The sequence below is a fragment of the Chitinophaga sp. genome, from assembly GCF_017745275.1.
Lineage (GTDB): Bacteria > Bacteroidota > Bacteroidia > Chitinophagales > Chitinophagaceae > Chitinophaga.
Genome location: NZ_JAGHZS010000010.1, coordinates 133,371 through 150,974, shown reverse-complemented (window position 1 = coordinate 150,974; position 17,604 = coordinate 133,371). Strand labels below are relative to the sequence as shown.

Here is a 17,604-nt window from a genome sequence, read left to right as displayed (position 1 = left end):
TTGTATTTAAATTTTATTTCTTCCAGGTCCACAGTACCCCCAACATAAATCCTATATTCTTTGTAAGATCGCCCTGATCTACCGCTACAGCGGCAGTAATTGCCATACCTTTTTCCGGCAGGCCATAGCGCAACTCTTCCAGCGTATACAATTGCTTCTTCATTGGCGTAAAAAGCGCCGGGTTAGTATAAGTACCGTAGTTCTGTGTATAGGTAACCAGTGTTTTGCCCGTTATTTTTTTTGTGAGATGATAAATTAACCCGATGTGCACGCCTGTTATCCGGTTATTGATAATGTTTCCACCACGCCCGCGGAGCGAGTCTTTAGGCGCATTCCAGTCCATCGGTTTCATACCGGGGAAGTACTGCTGTCCACGGTTACGGTCAATGAATAAAGGCGTACCTATAATGCGTTCGTGATAGTCCCATCCGGTCAGGTATACGCCGTTGTTATAATAGCTTTCACGCAGGCGCAGTAAAAAGAAATCATTCGACTGTTTGGTGTAGATAAACTCTGCTGTGATCTTCTCCAGCCAGCGGCCCGTCTTTTTATTAGTATAGGCAACGCCAATCAACCGGTCAATATTCCGGATATCGATACCCTGCCCCGATTCAAAAGGAGTTTGGTTATACAGGTGTAGTGCCAGCTGTTCATTTTCCCAGTCAATACCACCTTCAATAATGCCACGGTGATCGCCTGGCCGGTTGGGTTGTATATCCGTATTCCCTACCGTTCCATCATCTTTCGTTTTCACCAGCAGTACGTCCATGAATCCCTGCCAGTTGCTGGTGATGGCGGGTAAGTCTTTACGGCTGCCACCCCAGACTGCGTAATGCTGTATACCGCCAAATAATTTCAGTTTATTTTTTCCTATCCGGAGATAAAAATTCTTTTCATGCAGCCAGGCATCTTTAATAAACTGATCTTTCCCCATCCAGCCATGGCTCAGCAACCCTTTGAACTGCAGCCAGCCATTCGTAAATGGTACCTTGGTATAGGTGGTTACTGCTATCCCGATTTTGGGTATAGGCAGTGCATTGCCACTAATTCCCATGGAGCCGCTACTCAAATCTCTATCTACTTCCCCGATGATCTCTTCATATCGCCCGCCCCTGATTTCCCAGTTCTTATAACCGGCTTTTACATAGCCCTGCTCTATAAAAAGGTTACCAAAATGGTTGTTGGTGTATACATCCAGTCCATACTTCACATAAAATTTATTTTGCCATACCTGCCGGTTGCTGAAGCCCACATGCACAGCGGCATCTCCTTTACGGTCGCTGATAGCGCCAAACTTATTGGACAGCAGCCATAACGGCTGATACTCCTTACTTGCTACTGTACCCACAACACCTGCATGCAGTTCCAGTGAATCTGTAAACCGGGACTGTGCTGATGCGGTAGCACAAACACACCCAAAGAATATCATCCAGCAATTTTTTTTCATATAGCCGCTGCGTTTAAAACTTTCACCGGCGCTCCTGCTATTTCCCGCTTACGCACGGCCACTGCAGGATTACCGGAATAAATCCACCAGGGCATCAGGTCTTTTGATGCTACCGCGTTGACGGTGAGTACTGCATGCGACCCACAGGTAACACCGGCACAAACCACTGCCATAGCGCCTATCCAGACACCTGATGCTATATGTATTTCTCCCAGCCGGTAAGGAAAATCAGGCTGCTTGTAATCATGGTTACCTGTCAGCAACAGGGCGCCCTGCGAAATACATACATGATCCTCTATAGTTACATCTGCCAGGTTATCTATCCACACATCTTCTCCCAACCAGCAGTGATCACCGATGGTTAACCGCCACGGATATTTGATCCGCACCCTTGTTTTAATAACCAACCCTTTGCCTATACGGGCGCCGAAGAGCCGCAGCAATGCACGCTTCAGCGCAAACGGCCAGGGAAATGCGCTGTAAAGAATATAGTAATTACAAAAGTACCAGGCCAGCACTTTCCACCTGGGACCGGCATAATAGCCACCGGTATTAAAAGCTGCGAGATTGGTTTTCATAAAATATCAGATATGAATGTTATAGTCCTGCTTCAACAATGCCATAATATCTTCCCTGCTTTCATTGCCCTGTAACTTCTGTTGAAATTCCTGTACATTAACGTCCACGAGTAAACGATACCAGTACCCCTGCATAAAGTGGAACAAAAAGCCCTTATATCCATCCAGGAAACCGTAACGCAGCACATAGCGGAACAGGAAGTACATAGATGCACGGGCGCCTGGCGACAATGCCGCGTATACTTTCTCTTTCAGGAAGCGCTTACGCTTTGCCTGCGAACCTTCTGCTTTCAGTAACCGCTGATCGGTTTCCCAGAAACCGTATCGTATATTCAGTAAATCCACCATTTCCCTGATCGCATAGTTGTTATGCTTGTTCACCCACCAATGAATGGAGTTTAGATTGTCATCCACAATATGCTCTTTAAACATCATGGTAGTACCTTCCGACAATACGATATGCTCATCCATCCAGCGCTGCTCTATGCTACCCAGGCCATTACGCCATATCCTCAGCAACGTGTGCGGATAAAATCCGCCATAACGTATCCATTTACCTTTGAACAATACCTTCCTACGTATATAGATCCCTGTTATTGACGCTGGTATGGCCTGCATGCGGGTATTTATTTCTTTCACCAGGCCCTCCTCCAGGTATTCATCCGCATCCATTCTCATTACCCAGGGCGTGCTGATACCACAATGCTCCAATGCCCACTGAAACTGATCTGCATAGTTGACCCACTTGCGCTGGAATACCTTTGCACCAAAACTCTCCGCAATAGCTACGGTATTATCCGTAGAAAAAGCGTCTACCACGTAGATCTTATCTGTTACCTGCCGGAGGTTTTCCAGGCAGCGCGACAGATGTATTGATTCATTAAAAGTGAGTATCACTACAGCCAGTTCCATTAGTTACATTTTTCGTAAAGTTGTACATAAGAAGATGCCAGGGTAACATCATCAAAATCAGACCGGATCTTTGCAGGGGCTCTCCGGCTGATCTCCTGTCGCCGGGCCTTGTCCCTGTAAGCGGCCGTCAGCTGATCCCCAATAGCATCCACGCTTTCAATCCCAGTTACCCAGCCCATATCATGTTCTTTTACATAGGTGGCCAGCCCTACCTGGTCGCTGATCAGCACCGGCGTTCCTACAAACAATGACTCGATCACCACGATAGCGAAATTCTCATTGCGGGAAGTCAGCGCAAAAAGGTCGGTGGCAGCGAGGAAGTGAAATTTATCCTCACTGCCTTTCCAACCTACCCATTCGACGCTATTATCCATATTAAGCGAAGCAATTAATTCCTTTAACGTTTGTACATAAGCGTTATCTCCTGAACCGGCAATCAGCAGGCGGTACTTAAACGATACGCGGGAAAGCGCCCGTATCAGCAAGTCCAGCCCTTTCTTCGGATCAACACGTGAAAGAAAGCTAATCGTAAAAACATCATTATCCGTACGGGTATAACTGCCGCCAGGTAAGTCCACCAGGTTAAATACCTTTCCGCCCTCCCATCCACTATTCACCTGCTGGCATTCCTTCCATTCCAATTCGGAAGACACATGCAGGTAAGTGTTGCGCAATAACCGTTTGCCTATCACCGTATGAAGCAACTGTTTACTACGGTTATTCCTGGCGGTTAATACATAGTCGCAAAACATGCCGTGCGGCGACAGCAACGGCTTCATCTTCTTCCATTTTAAGATAAAAGAAGCACCCAATACCAGGAAGTTCCACCACGAATGGATATGCACTTTATCAAACTGTTCCGCATTACTCCATACCGCTTTCCACAACGCAGGCGATACATGTGTATGATCGCCGGTGATGCGTTTAAAATAAGTCACTTTTACACCATCCGTTACCAGGGTGGTATTAGCGTCTATATCCAGCTCCTGCCCGCCGTTGGCGGTAGTGGTATATACTTCCACGCCATGTCCCATCTGCACCAGTTGCTCTGCCAACCGCGCTATCACCACAATAGGGCCACCGTATATGTAAGCCGGCTTATAAGAAGGAACAATAAAAAGTATCTTCATAATCGGATATTAATGGTTCATTTCATGCAGTGAATGCAAAGCATTATCCACCATGGCTGTCATAGTCAGGTGCTCCTTTACAAACATCCTGGCCTGCTGCCCCATCTCCCTGATCTCTTCGTCAGGAAGATGATCCAGCAGGTATAAGCACTCATCCATATTTTCAAATATCAGCCCGTTGTAACGGTTACGGATATAACTATATTCCACGCATTGCAGCACTTCTTCCGTGCGCTTAAAAGTACATACCGGCTTACCATAGGCCATGGCCTCCACAGCAGACAATCCTATCCAGCCTGGCTGAAAATAAAGGTCTGCAAGACCAAACAGCTCCTGCTTAACCGCCGGGTCGTATACTGCGCCGAAATCGTGTACATGCGTATAGGAGCTGAAGTCAGGTTTGTACTTACCCGCCCCGATAATAATAAAGGCAAATTCAGCAGGATCAGTTTCTGCTATCAGGTCCAGCAACAGGTCAATACGCCTTCCTGTTTCATTAAAGCGCGCACAATAAATCAGTACCCGCCGCGCATGGATCTGGTACTTCTCTTTCAGCAATGCCTTATCCGGCGCCGGCTGCAGCATAATTTTTTCTACTTCCGAAATAGTATTATTCAAGGCTACCGCATTCATGTCCGGTATTACCTGCCGCCATAACTCCATTTCCTTTGCGGTATAAAACCAGGTGGCATCCGCCAGTTGCATCATCCATTTCAGTAAACGGTTGGGCTGTTGTTCTTCCTGTACATATCTTTTCACAGAAATACCGTGTCCCCAGAGAATTACTTTTTGCTTCAGCAAAGGTTTTAGTAACAGGATCATCCAGGTAGATAAATGTGCGAAGTTGAGCATCAGTACCAGTACCTTATAATTGCGATTGAAAAAGCGCAACGGGTTATATAACACAAACGGCCCTACGCTCCATGCAGGCAATTGCTTCACCGCAGTACTGCCGGCAGACATGTTTTGCTTTTTCAGCGCATCAGCTCCATCATAACAATACAGATCAAATGGCGCCTGCTCGTGCAAACGGTTAAAGAAATGCTCCCTGTAATGTGGCACCAAAGGTTGCAAAATGGCGATCATACCAACACATTTTTATCTGCGTGAACAATGCTACTTACGTCGTAACCATAGATTAGCCGGCGGCCATCGTGAATGGAGTCGAAAGCTACCAGGCTACCATCCCGCTTCCACCGGGGATGAAGATCACAATGCAGGCCGCTGCGGGTGAAGGCCATCTGTTCCAGGGAAAAAGCTTTCAACACACCTTCATCTACTCCCTCCAGCAAAGGGTTCACCAGCTGAAGGTTCGGTTTGGTATCAATCATACGGTAAGTACCCAACGTAGTTTTCTGCTGCGTGCTGTACTGGAACAGAAACAGCGTGCGGATACCCTGTTCATTGGGATAAGTATCACAAATCATCCAGTCCCGGTTGGCCGGGCAAAACATGGGATGTCCATCTTCTGTAATAATATCCCTGGCCAGCATGGAAGGTGCGGCGCCATCTGCATCCGGCAACAGCAGCCAGTTAAAAGGCGCTACGGCCTGCGCTCCCTGTGTACGTGTATACAATAACTTCTTCAGTACTTTTTTTCCATTCGATATGAGGCCCGCGGGCATCATCTTATACAACAGGGAACCTCGTAGCTTTTCAATATTACTTCCTGTTCTACCCCAGATGGCGATATGCGTATCATCTTTCCAGTCGAAATGGCTGAGGAAGCCGGTGGCCAGGCAGCGTAAATCATTGCCATCTGTCCCCACAGTCATCAGCCGGGTAGTTTCACCTCCGTCTTTCAGTTTATAACGGTGTAAAAACGCCAGCCTGTTTTGCATGGGATTCAGCAGCAAATGGGTGATGTAATGATGCTGTCCCAGCGAAGGATTCATTTTATAATTGGCTACCGCTGAAATTGAAAGCAGTAATGCCTGTTCACCCGTATATACATTATGTTTTATAATGCCGGAATCCACAGGCGCATGGATATGCGCCTGTTTATCAGGAAGTCCGGTATAACCATATCCACCTACGCGGAAGAGCCTTGCATAGTCAATTCCGAATGCAATACCATCGTCTGTGATCACATGTGCAGGCAGATGAAGCGTTGACACGCATTTATCTACACTGGCATCATAGATCCTGGCGCCCCATTTATCCCCTACACGATCGTTTACAATAAAAGTATCTGTGTCACCTATCCATTGCTGGCGGGCACCTTGCGGGTAATTATAGGCATACGTATTACCCAGCTCATGAAACTGCTGCGCAGCGTCAAAATAGCCGATAGCGCAGGGCACACGGGGATCCGGTGGCAACGTAATATCCGGCGATTGCAGCGCCAGTAACTTATCCCCGGCAGCATTCCATGCGACCAGGTCATGAAAGCCAAAAAAGAAATCGCCTTCTCCTGCTGATAATACAAATTCCTGTTGCATAGTTTAATGTGTTGAGATGAAGGATGAAGTATCCAGGCTTTTCTCTTTGCGCAGCAGGAAAGCCTGGTCGTAGATCTTATTGTCGATACGCCGTATCACATCTTCTTCTGACAAATAAAATTCAGTAATGCCCTGCAGCGTTTTCAACAAGTCTGCTTTAACGATATCCGGCGCCAGGAATTCAGCGCTGATACGGTTACCAGAGAGTGATTTTATTTTCTGATGCAAAAATGATTTGCGGTATAACTTCACAGCGGTGGCATTGATGTTATATAGATGAATGGCGGCCTGCCAATCCATCCACTTAAATTCAGATACACCACTGCCTTCGGTATGCGGGGTAGACAATACCAACCGGTGCCAGGGCACCCGCAGGGCATCGGCCAGTATAGCGCCATGCATCGCCTCCGCAATAACAAACTGTGATGCCGCGATTTCCTGTAAGGTATGCTCCACCCCTTTCTCCGACCTCGGCGAAATATAGTTGAAACCCAACCTGTAACAGAGACTCTCCCAATTGAAGAAAGGCACTGATTTAAAATAAGGGATGACACTCACCTTATACTTTTTTTTCACCGACAGCAATTTGTCAAATTCAGGCAGTTGACGGATCGCGTAGGCAGCATCTGCCACATAGGGAAACTGGTTATTGAAAGCGTAGGCAGACAAAGGTCCCCGCAGGAAACGGATATCCCAGCTATTATCCAGGTGAAAGGTTTTGTGGGCAGGTCTTACACCTGTACCAAATACAATCTTCCGTTTGTCTGACAGGTCGCGAAATAACGGCGAGCCATCAAACAGAATAGAGCCTATGCCCAGGAATACTTCCGGATCTGTTATGCTGCCCTCTCCAAATAATCTGGGCCATAGCCATCCGTTCAGGTCATCGCCGAAATTACCTTTCGGATCTTTATAATATACATAGTTCACAGTGCCTTCATTTTCAGGTTAGCAATATGTAATACCTTCGCATCGTAATGGTTGCCGGCCCATTCTGTCAGATCAGCCGCCCGTTTGGTCCAGCTGTGCGCGCTCTTATCCAGGGCTGCCGGCGCCAGTTTCCCGGCTGCCAGCCGGCTAATCAATGCCGCCAGTGAAGACGGCGCAGTATTGTCGAAATAATATCCCTGCTCTCCAAATATTTCCAATGGTTCTCCAATGCGGCAGGTAAACACCGGTTTATTAAACGGTATGTACATGTAGATCTTACTGGGACATCGCGCCCAGTCCTGCACCGTATCGTTCAATGGAGAAATAAAAGCAGTGGCTGCAGCGAAATAAGAACTCAGTTCTTCTTCCGCAGTATATCCCAGGAATTGCACCTGGGAGTCCAGCTTTTTTTCTTTGACGAAATCTTTTGCTTCAGCCAGATGCCGTCCTTGTCCCAATAACAACAAGGTGACATCTTTACGTTCCATACTGATCATCTCCATCGCCTGCAACATGGTAAACAGGCCATAGTTGCGCGTCATGGTACCCATATAAATAAGCAGGGTTTGCCCGCGGTAGGTTTCTTCCAGTTCTTTAAAACGGATGCGGGGCGATTCCATCACCTCCTGGTTAAATGCATAAGGCGAATAAAGCACCGGCAATTGCTTACGGAATAATTGCGCTGCTCTTTTCGCATAAGTTTTACAGAGATACCTACTGGCACATAACAAACCATCTGCATACAATACAGACCAGTATTCCAGGGCCAGCATAGCAATTTTACGCAGGCCCCGGTTGTCCGGAATACCAGATGGCAATTCTGAGTGTTCAATAAGGATCGTGGGTTTTAGCTTCAGTTTATTTTTCAGAATGCGATTGCGGAAACTAAAGGAGCAAAACAAAATATAATCTGGTGCAATCTGGTTCACCAATGCCGTTTTTGCCCGTACTTCCTCAGCGGCGGTTCCTTCGGGGTAGTAATATATTTTCACCGCTTCACTGCACTCCATGGCAATACGTTTCCTGTTCTCTTCGCTGTCCTGCACGATGATGGCTACTTCCCACCCCATTGCTAACAGCGGATCAGCCATTCCGATGGCCCTTTTCATGGTGGCAATGAATTTAATATCGCCAAGTGTGATGAAACATATTTTCATAGCTGCTGTTTTTTAACCATTTATATTTTCCCTTCGGGAGAAATGAAAGCCGTAGCGTCGTTTACAGGAATCAGGTCGTCCTCTCCGGCTTTTTCCTGCACACATTCATAATAAGCCCTTAGCAGGATAGCGCCTATCCCCGGTATGTTAAACCGTAACTGCTGTATCGGGGAAAAAAGGAATGTCCAGATCACTCCTATTGTCATAAGTACCAGTACAGGATACAACGCGGTATCTGCGGCATGTCTTACCAGGTAAAAACCCATTCTGAGCAGTAAAATAAATACCACCAGTACCGCTACAAAACCTCCGACGCCACAGTTTACCCAAGCGCCCAGCAGTATAGAATGACTGGGAATCAGGTGATCCGTTGAAACTGCCAGTTGTTCGTTCATCTCCTCATTCTGGTATAACAACAGGATACGGTAGTATTTCAGGTTATCATCTTTGGCCCATGAACCATGACCAAACAACGGTGCATCGCTAATGGCTGCAAGCGCTGCAAATGTTTCGCCCCTTCCCGTCATCAATAATTCCAGCGGGTTATATGGGTTATCGAGGCGGTCTACCTGTTCTGAAGCATGCTCTCCACCTATTTCATGATTCAATACCCCATTTACATAAGTCACATAAGCAAACTGGAATAAGATGGCGCCGGCTAATCCAAACACCAGTAAACGATCGCGGGTCAGGTACATGCCACTGTTGAAGCAGTATATGATGATGGCTCCAATAAAAAATACCATGCCGGTGGACCGCGAATCGCGTGCAAAACAAAGCAGGCAGTATCCTAACAGTAACGCTACCACTAATTTCCACTGCCCGCTACGATATAATAAAAAGGACAGGATGTATACCCCATACGACAAAATAGGCACCATCTTAAACTTGAAGTACGACATATCTGTGTCCGCATTGTCATCTGTCCAGATAATATTTTTAATAAGGGTCATACAGAGAAAGAAGAAAATTACCTTATCATCTTTCAAGGTTTTAAACAAAAAGAGAAAAGACAGGATAGACATAATAATCGCTGCCCATCCCCGCAGAAAATTTTCAGAAGTGCTTTTTACAACAAACAGATCAGTGATCACCTGGAAAATAAATAATGCCGACAGGGCAATAATGATCTTCCGGAACAATGGATAATTTTTGAAATCGCGTACATCAAATACAAATGGCGCAGACAGGATCACGATGATCTCATTCAGCTTGAGCTGTCCTACCAGTGCCATATTCACGCCACTCAGCAAAGTATATGTCGCTATTTTAAGCCGGTTGAACATAGGCAGGCATTTTACCGCGCACAGCGTAGTTAACAATCCGTTGCAGGCGTTGCCGGTTTACTTCCAGGCTGTATTCCGCCTGAAAATCTTCCTGTAACCGGTCGCCTTTATCTGTATCACTGTCAAAGCTGAGCAGTGATTGCTTAAAAGCCGCCGGTTCATCTGCTACGATGAAATGTTTGCTTTTCACACCTTCTACTCCTTTTGCGGTGCTGATAATCGGTGTTCTCAACGCCATCGCCTCCAGGCATTTTAACCGGGTACCACTGCCATGCACCAACGGGATAATAACAGCGCTGGCTACGGAGATATACCATTTCACGTCATCTACTTTTCCAAAAGCAACGATGTTCTGGTATTCGTCTTTACCTGTAATACGCTTCAGGGCTTCCTTAGATCCCCTGCCTACCAGCCACAGGTCGTACTTGCCCGCCAACTCTTCATCCCATACATTTTCTATAAACCATTTCAGCCCGGCGAAATTCATATATACGCCGAAGTTAGCCGTCATCACCAATACCCGTTGCTGCTTTTTGCCGAACAGGTGGTAGTCTTTCTGATCCAGGAAATTAGGTACCGTAAAAACTTTCTGTTTATCCAGGAAGCGGGTATGGTACACGTGATCATCGTCACTCACTACTAAAACGGCAGCAGCCTTTTTAAAATAAAGGCGTTCATGCAGTTTCTCCATGCCAAACAATTGCAGTTTGCGCACTTTATCCAGCAGGTTATTGGATGGCAACTGCCAGGTGATCATAGGCTGCGCATTATGTGTACCCAGTATCACCGGTATATTCCTGTTACTGAAAAAAGAAATATAATGCCCTACATAACCATAATCCAGTATAGCAGCGGATATCGGGTATTCCCGGCATAATTCTTCAAACATATTTATCACCTCGCGTGAACGCTGAAAATACTGCTTGCCGGTAATGCGTGTGACCAGGTCGTAAGGTTTTGCTTCATAAGTATAAAAAGTAACATGAGGGAGATGGTATTGCTCCAGGTTCACCTTTTCCACGTTCCTTACCAGGGCAATTACCTCATACCCCAGTTGCGATAAGGCTTTAATCAGGTAGTAGCTCCTGATCCGTTCTCCCCCGTTCTGCGGAAAAGGAGATATGTCTGTGAAGAAGAGTATATACATATACGTTAGTTCGCTTTTAGTACTATCAATCCAGCCTGTAGTTTTGAAAAGATCCGGTTGAATAATTGTCCCATTTTTGCGGTTTCATCCGGTGTTAACCCGATCAGCCGTATCCATATGGCCATGGCCAGCATACCTGTTAAAGTAGTAACGCCCAGGCGTATAAATCCTTCCGGCAGAAATAGCTGTGGTAAACCTGCAAACGCCGTTGATAATATCACGGGCGTCACGGCCTTTACAATGACTTGCTTCGTGAACAGCACCGGTGATAACCCCGTAATTGCCTTGGCTGCTAACATGCGGTAAATGCCACTTGCCACCTCAATGCCAATGGCGCTGACCAGCACCGTGGCAGCCGGATAGCCTGCCTTGAGCAATAGCCATGCAAGCGGCAGGTTAAGCAGCACCATCGTGCTTACCACCACCTGGTACTTTTTAATTTTGCCAACCGACTGCACGGCTACCTGTATACCGGCAGATAATTGGTTGATGAGCGTAGCAATGATGATCAGGCGGCACATCATGACCGTGTAAGCAGGTACCTGCTTCAACCAGCATTGCAGCACAAAAGGCATTTCAATCATCATAGGGATGGCGAAAAAGCTCAGCAGGAAAAAAGAGAATTTGCTGGCAATCATGGCCAGGCGCAACATTCTTGCCCGGTCGCCACTCCCCTCACTCTTAATGATCTGCGGATTTAACGCCCTCAGCATGGTGACAGAGAAATAACTCAATTGGGCATTCACCTGGTTGGCAATACCATAGGCCGCATTGACAATAGTGCCAAAAAACACGTTCAACAAAAGTGCAATCCCCTGGTTACGGGCCACTACGCTGCCGGCTCCAAACATATTCCAGCCAGCATAAGCAAACATCTCTTTGAGCAAATGCCGGTCGAAGTAGCTGCGAAGCCGGATCCTGGCCTCTTCGTATTTCATGGCGCAGTATACTTGTTTAAAAAGCAGCAGTAATACTGTTAGCAACGCCATCAACCCGCCGTATACAATGAGTTTATCGTAGGCCGTATATTGCAGCATCACTGCAATCAGCAGTTTTCCCAGCGACTCCACCACGCCCAGTATAGCAACCATCACCATGTTTTCCTGTGCAATGAGTGTAGCATCGTAGGGTACAGAAATGATCGTAAAAAAAGCACTGACCACCATGAACTGGAAGATAAGTTTGGCCGCCATTGTACGATCCGCAGGATAATTCAATACATGATCAAACAGGTAGCTGCCGGCTACTTCGAATAAAACAACAAGCGCCAGGCCCAGTATAAAATGCAGCAGCACACTGGAGTTGAATACCATCTTCAGCTTGTTGCTGTCTTTTGTACCCAGGTGAAAAGACATATACCGTTGCGTGCTGATGGTCATCGCGATATTCAAAAACGATAGCATGGCAATAACGCCGCTGATCAGGTTAAACAACCCATAATCTGCTGCCCCCAGTAGGTTCAATACCAGCCGGGTGGCGTACAACGAAATAAAAACGGTAATGAGCATCCGTCCGTAGAGCGCGCCTGTATTCAATATCACCCTGTTTGCTACCTGCATCTTTGTTAAATTATCCGATTAAGTGTTCCAGTTGCGTTACTTCTTTTTTGGCAAACAATTCCACGTCACTGGCCATCATCTCTTTTACCAGCGCCGGTAAATCATAGGCGGGCTCCCAGCCCAGTACCGTTTTAGATTTGGTAGGATCGCCGATGAGCAGTTCTACCTCAGTAGGGCGGAAATACCGGGGATCAATGGCCACCACTTCCTTACCTAACGGCAACGCATATACTTCATTGGCGCAGGCGGTTACCACACCGGTTTCTTCTACACCTGTTCCCTGGAAGGTAACAGTGATACCCAGTTCAGCAAATGACATGCGAACAAATTCACGTACCGTAGTGGTAATACCGGTAGCAATTACATAATCATCCGGTTGATCCTGTTGCAGAATCCGCCACATCGCTTCCACATAATCTTTCGCGTGGCCCCAATCGCGCTGCGCATCCAGGTTACCCAGGTATAATTTGTCCTGCAGCCCTAAAGCGATGGCCGCAGCGCCCCTCGTAATCTTACGGGTTACAAAAGTTTCGCCGCGTAACGGGCTTTCATGATTAAACAGGATGCCGTTGCAGGCATACATACCATAAGCTTCCCGGTAGTTCACAGTGATCCAGTAAGCATATAACTTAGCTACCGCATACGGACTACGGGGATAGAAAGGGGTGGTTTCCTTTTGTGGCACTTCCTGTACCAACCCATACAATTCAGAAGTACTGGCCTGGTAAATACGGGTTTTCTTTTCCAGTTTCAGGATACGCAAAGCTTCCAGCAGGCGCAGCGTACCAATACCATCTGCATTGGCGGTGTATTCGGGTGTATCAAAGCTCACCCGTACATGACTCATTGCCGCCAGGTTATAAATTTCATCCGGCTGCGTTTCCTGTATAATGCGGATCAGGTTGGTGCTATCGGTCATATCGCCGTAATGCAACCGGAAACGAATATTCTCACTATGCATATCCTGGTACAAATGATCAATACGCTCTGTATTGATTAAAGAAGCACGGCGTTTAACACCATGTACCATATATCCCTTACTCAGCAGTAATTCTGCCAGATAAGCGCCATCCTGGCCGGTAATACCTGTTATCAGGGCTACTTTCATACGATCGCTATTTTTAGTGATAAAAAATAAAATGTTACTGCATCAGGGCGTTGACGGTGGTAGCTGCGGCGTTGCCAATGCCGTAGTAAGTAAATCCTTGTTTAACCAGTTGCACGTCGTCATAGATATTCCTGCCGTCAAAAAGTAAAGGTGTTTGCAACAACCCGTGCAGGCGTTGCCAATCCGGCATCCGGAACGTATTCCATTCTGTTACCAATAGTATGGCAGCCGCATTTTCCGCGGCGCTATACATATCATCTGCAAAAGTGACACTACTTCCCAGGTAGGGCAATGCCTCTTTCATAGCAACGGGATCGTATACACTAACCGTGGCGCCGGCGTCCAGCAGGCAGCGGATCAGCACCAGGGACGGCGCTTCCCGCATATCATCCGTATTAGGCTTGAACGATAAACCCCATACGGTAAACTTTTTATCTTTAAGGTCTCCGTCAAAGTGACGAAGCACTTTCCCGAATAATACTTTCTTCTGGTCTTCATTTACCGCTTCCACGGCATCCAGGATGCGTAGCTGGTAGCCATATTCCCGGCCGGTTTGCACGAGTGCCTTTACATCCTTCGGGAAACAGGACCCGCCGTAGCCCATACCGGGATAAAGAAAATGCTTGCCGATGCGTGGATCACTGCCAATTCCTTTACGCACCTGGTTAATATCAGCACCTACCAGCCCGCACAAATTGGCGATATCATTCATATAGGAAATCCTGGTCGCCAGCATGGCATTGGCAGCATACTTGGTCATTTCAGCAGAGGCGATGTCCATAAATAAAATGGGATGGCCGTTGAGCAAAAAAGGACGGTACAATTGCTCCAGCGTTTGACGCGCCCGGGCAGTGTTAACGCCAACAACTATACGATCAGGTTTCAGGAAATCATTTACCGCTGCACCTTCTTTCAAAAACTCAGGGTTGGAAGCTATATCGTAATCTATGATCAGCTGCCGTGCCGATAAACTCTCCTTAACAGCCCTGTTCACCCTAACGGCGGTACCCACCGGCACCGTGCTTTTGGTGACCACTACCAGGTAATTGGTCATCAGCGCGCCTACCTGGTAGGCCACCTGTAATACGTATTGCAGGTCAGCGCTTCCATCTTCGCCAGGAGGAGTTCCTACCGCTATAAATACCACTTCTGCACCAGGCAAAGCGCTCGCCAGATCTGTAGTAAATGACAGGCGCCCGCTTTGCTGATTACGCATCACGATTTCCTGCAAGCCTGGTTCATAAATAGGCAGCTCTCCCCTTTGCAGACGCGCAATTTTTCCGGCATCTACATCTGCACAGATCACGTCTGTTCCTACTTCTGCCAAACAGGCGCCGGTTACTAAACCAACATACCCGGTACCTACAATCACTACTTTCATACCATTGGATTTAAGATTGTAACTTAAACTGATCCTGCTGCAGGAAGTCCCTGTAAGCCATCACCAGCCCTTCTTTCAGGCTGATGCTATGTTTCCATCCCAGGCGGTGCAGGCGTGATACATCCATAAGCTTGCGGGGAGTACCATCCGGCTTGGACGCATCGAAGATCAATTCCCCTTCATAGCAAACCACCTCTTTAATATATTCGGCCAGTTGTTTTATGGTCAGGTCTTCTCCTATGCCGATGTTTACCGGTTCCTTTTCATTATAATGTTGCATCAGGTAAACGCAGGCATCTGCCAGGTCATCTGCAAAGAGAAATTCACGTTTAGGCGTTCCCGTTCCCCATACTGTTACCGATGGTTTGTTATTTACTTTGGCTTCATGAAAGCGACGGATCAGTGCGGGCAATACATGCGCATTTTCAGGATGATAGTTGTCTCCTATGCCAAAAAGATTGGTGGGCATCACACTGATAAAATTGCAGCCATACTGGTCGCGATAAGCCTCGCATAATTTGATGCCGGCAATTTTAGCGATGGCATAAGGTTCATTGGTTTGCTCCAGTAAGCCGGTAAGTAAAAAACTTTCTTTGATCGGTTGGGGCGCCATACGGGGATAGATACACGAACTACCCAGGAATTGCAATTTGGTTACCCCATGTTTCCACGCCGCATGTATTACATTGGCGGCTATCATCAGGTTATCATATAAAAATTCCGCCCGGTAGGTATTATTGGCATGAATCCCTCCTACTTTGGCTGCAGCCAGGAATACGTAGGCTGGCTTTTCAGCAGCAAAAAAATCATCTACTTCCGCCTGCTTACGCAAGTCAAGACTACCGGAATTACGTGTAATAATATGCTGGTAACCCAGTAGCTCCAGCCTCCTTTTAATGGCGCTGCCTACCATTCCCCGGTGGCCAGCTATATAAATCGGATCATTTGCTTCCATACATGTTGATTATAAATGTTGCTGTTTAGAGTAACTCCGGGCGGTTTTCCCTTACCCACTGATGCAATTGTTTAATATCCTGCCCCCTTCCACGTTGCATGATCAGCAACGCACTGGCAGTATTTACTACTACCATGTTCTCCACGCCAACCAGTGCCACCAGTTTATCTTTTCCAATCACCATGTTATTGTGCGGATCACTTTCAATAAATACCGCCTGGTGGTTCCGGTACTGATAATGATGGGAAAGGGCGTCTGCCAGGGCTTCGTAGCTGCCTACATCACTCCAGTCCATTTTCGTAGGCACCACTTTTACAATGTTGCTTTTTTCCAGTACCGCATAGTCAATGCTATCTGATGGAATAGCTTCCATGGTTTCGCGGGAGAGTGTCCCTGTGTTTTTCCATTCTTCCGCGGCAATAGCCGCCGCTTCGTAAATGGCGGGTGCATGCTTTTGTAATTCCTGCAGCATTACACGGGCTTTGCTGCAAAAGATGCCGCTGTTCCAGAGGAAGCCGCCCGCTGCCAACATGGCTTCTGCTACCGGGCGATCCGGCTTTTCCACAAAATGCAGCACATCATGGCCGGAATAACTGATGTAACCGAATCCTGTTTCCGGGTAAGTGGGCACCAGTCCCAACGTAACAATATGATTGCTGGCAGCCAGGATACCCGCAGTTTCTATGGCCATGGCATATCGATCCGGCGTACCGATAAGATGATCTGCAGGCGTGATTAATAAAATAGTTTCAGGATCGGCCACAAATGCCGCCAGCGCAATGGCTGCTGCGGTATTACGGCCCACAGGTTCTGCCAGGCATACCGGTGAGTCTGCCCCCGCCTGCGTTAATTGTTCTGCTACAATTTCTGCCTGCTGCTCATTAACAATCGCCATCACTTTATTACAGGCAAACCTGTTACGCCGGAAAGCCAGTTGCAGGAGACTATAACCATCAAACAGGGTTAATAACTGTTTGGGCGTTTGCTGATTGGACAAAGGCCATAACCGCGTACCGGAGCCGCCGCAAAGAATAATATGCTGCATCATAAGGTTGATTGTTTTATTTAGTAATGATCTCCGTTTACGGCCCTGCTGCCTGTTATCACTGTTATTTCTCTTGACGGTACTTTGGCTACCAGCATACATCCTAAACTGCTGAGTTCCACTTTTACACGGTTCCTGCTCATCTCTATAATTTTGCCTCCACCCACCTGTGTTCTTTCTTCGCCAGCCTTGATAGGAAACGGTTCTACCGCCACCTCTTCATAATCACTCAGGAAACGCCGGATCAACGCAATTTCATGATCGGGTATCACCGCTGGTGAACCCAACCAGTGTACCAGGTTAACAACATTATCCGTTTCCCGCACCACCCAACTTCTGCTTTCAGGAATGTGTACAAATACATAAGAAGGAAAAAGTGGTTCCTGTATAATTTTACGGGCGCGCACCAACTGTTTTACAGGATGGTAGTGTTCCACTTTTTTGCGCGTAAACAGGTCTGCTACTTTTTTTTCGCATTTAGGCCGGGTATAAGCCACATACCAGGCTGATGGTTGTTCATTAAACATA

Annotated in this window: 16 protein-coding genes; all 16 read right to left on the bottom strand. The window is 47.1% G+C overall.

What is annotated here, in order from left to right; all coding sequences use genetic code 11:
• Positions 1 to 13: 13 nt before the first annotated feature.
• From J7623_RS27360 to J7623_RS27285, 16 genes are read right to left on the bottom strand one after another with little or no spacing between them, the layout of a single operon-like run.
• Positions 14 to 1,447 (bottom strand): capsule assembly Wzi family protein, encoded by a 1,434-nt coding sequence (locus J7623_RS27360; protein WP_291927066.1) that lies wholly within the window; start codon positions 1,445 to 1,447, stop codon positions 14 to 16.
• Positions 1,444 to 2,025 (bottom strand): WcaF family extracellular polysaccharide biosynthesis acetyltransferase, encoded by a 582-nt coding sequence (locus J7623_RS27355; protein WP_291927063.1) that lies wholly within the window; start codon positions 2,023 to 2,025, stop codon positions 1,444 to 1,446. Before J7623_RS27355 ends, J7623_RS27360 begins: the two co-directional genes overlap by 4 nt.
• Before the next feature lie 6 nt (positions 2,026 to 2,031).
• Positions 2,032 to 2,937, bottom strand: coding sequence for a glycosyltransferase family 2 protein (locus J7623_RS27350; protein ID WP_291927060.1), 906 nt, complete (start codon positions 2,935 to 2,937; stop codon positions 2,032 to 2,034).
• Positions 2,937 to 4,067, bottom strand: a complete 1,131-nt coding sequence (locus J7623_RS27345; RefSeq protein WP_291927057.1) for an XrtY-associated glycosyltransferase XYAG1 — start codon at positions 4,065 to 4,067, stop codon at positions 2,937 to 2,939. The genes J7623_RS27350 and J7623_RS27345 overlap by 1 nt, the downstream gene beginning before the upstream one ends.
• Before the next feature lie 9 nt (positions 4,068 to 4,076).
• Entirely contained in the window at positions 4,077 to 5,153 is a 1,077-nt protein-coding gene (locus J7623_RS27340; RefSeq protein ID WP_291927054.1) for a glycosyltransferase, read from the bottom strand.
• Positions 5,150 to 6,508, bottom strand: a complete 1,359-nt coding sequence (locus tag J7623_RS27335; RefSeq protein WP_291927051.1) for a hypothetical protein — start codon at positions 6,506 to 6,508, stop codon at positions 5,150 to 5,152. Before J7623_RS27335 ends, J7623_RS27340 begins: the two co-directional genes overlap by 4 nt.
• Before the next feature lie 3 nt (positions 6,509 to 6,511).
• On the bottom strand, positions 6,512 to 7,438 hold the full coding sequence (locus tag J7623_RS27330) for a polysaccharide pyruvyl transferase family protein (RefSeq protein ID WP_291927049.1): 927 nt from the start codon (positions 7,436 to 7,438) through the stop codon (positions 6,512 to 6,514).
• Complete coding sequence (locus J7623_RS27325; RefSeq protein ID WP_291927046.1) at positions 7,435 to 8,595, bottom strand: glycosyltransferase family 4 protein; 1,161 nt, start codon at positions 8,593 to 8,595, stop codon at positions 7,435 to 7,437. Before J7623_RS27325 ends, J7623_RS27330 begins: the two co-directional genes overlap by 4 nt.
• 20 nt (positions 8,596 to 8,615) lie before the next feature.
• A complete protein-coding gene (locus tag J7623_RS27320; protein ID WP_291927043.1) occupies positions 8,616 to 9,881 on the bottom strand; it encodes an O-antigen ligase family protein in 1,266 nt (421 codons plus the stop codon).
• Positions 9,865 to 11,028: a glycosyltransferase family 4 protein gene (locus J7623_RS27315; RefSeq protein ID WP_291927039.1), complete on the bottom strand. Its 1,164-nt coding sequence runs from the start codon at positions 11,026 to 11,028 to the stop codon at positions 9,865 to 9,867. Before J7623_RS27315 ends, J7623_RS27320 begins: the two co-directional genes overlap by 17 nt.
• A 5-nt stretch (positions 11,029 to 11,033) precedes the next feature.
• Positions 11,034 to 12,587, bottom strand: coding sequence for a hypothetical protein (locus tag J7623_RS27310; RefSeq protein WP_291927036.1), 1,554 nt, complete (start codon positions 12,585 to 12,587; stop codon positions 11,034 to 11,036).
• A gap of 10 nt (positions 12,588 to 12,597) precedes the next feature.
• Positions 12,598 to 13,695 (bottom strand): GDP-mannose 4,6-dehydratase, encoded by a 1,098-nt coding sequence (gene gmd, locus J7623_RS27305; protein WP_291927033.1) that lies wholly within the window; start codon positions 13,693 to 13,695, stop codon positions 12,598 to 12,600.
• A gap of 34 nt (positions 13,696 to 13,729) precedes the next feature.
• Entirely contained in the window at positions 13,730 to 15,076 is a 1,347-nt protein-coding gene (locus J7623_RS27300; RefSeq protein WP_291927030.1) for a UDP-glucose/GDP-mannose dehydrogenase family protein, read from the bottom strand.
• 10 nt (positions 15,077 to 15,086) lie between these two features.
• Entirely contained in the window at positions 15,087 to 16,031 is a 945-nt protein-coding gene (locus tag J7623_RS27295) for a GDP-L-fucose synthase (RefSeq protein ID WP_291927025.1), read from the bottom strand.
• Between the two features lie 25 nt (positions 16,032 to 16,056).
• Positions 16,057 to 17,079, bottom strand: a complete 1,023-nt coding sequence (locus J7623_RS27290) for a sugar phosphate nucleotidyltransferase (RefSeq protein ID WP_291927022.1) — start codon at positions 17,077 to 17,079, stop codon at positions 16,057 to 16,059.
• A gap of 17 nt (positions 17,080 to 17,096) precedes the next feature.
• Positions 17,097 to 17,603, bottom strand: coding sequence for a transcription termination/antitermination NusG family protein (locus J7623_RS27285; RefSeq protein WP_291927019.1), 507 nt, complete (start codon positions 17,601 to 17,603; stop codon positions 17,097 to 17,099).
• Position 17,604: the final 1 nt, after the last annotated feature.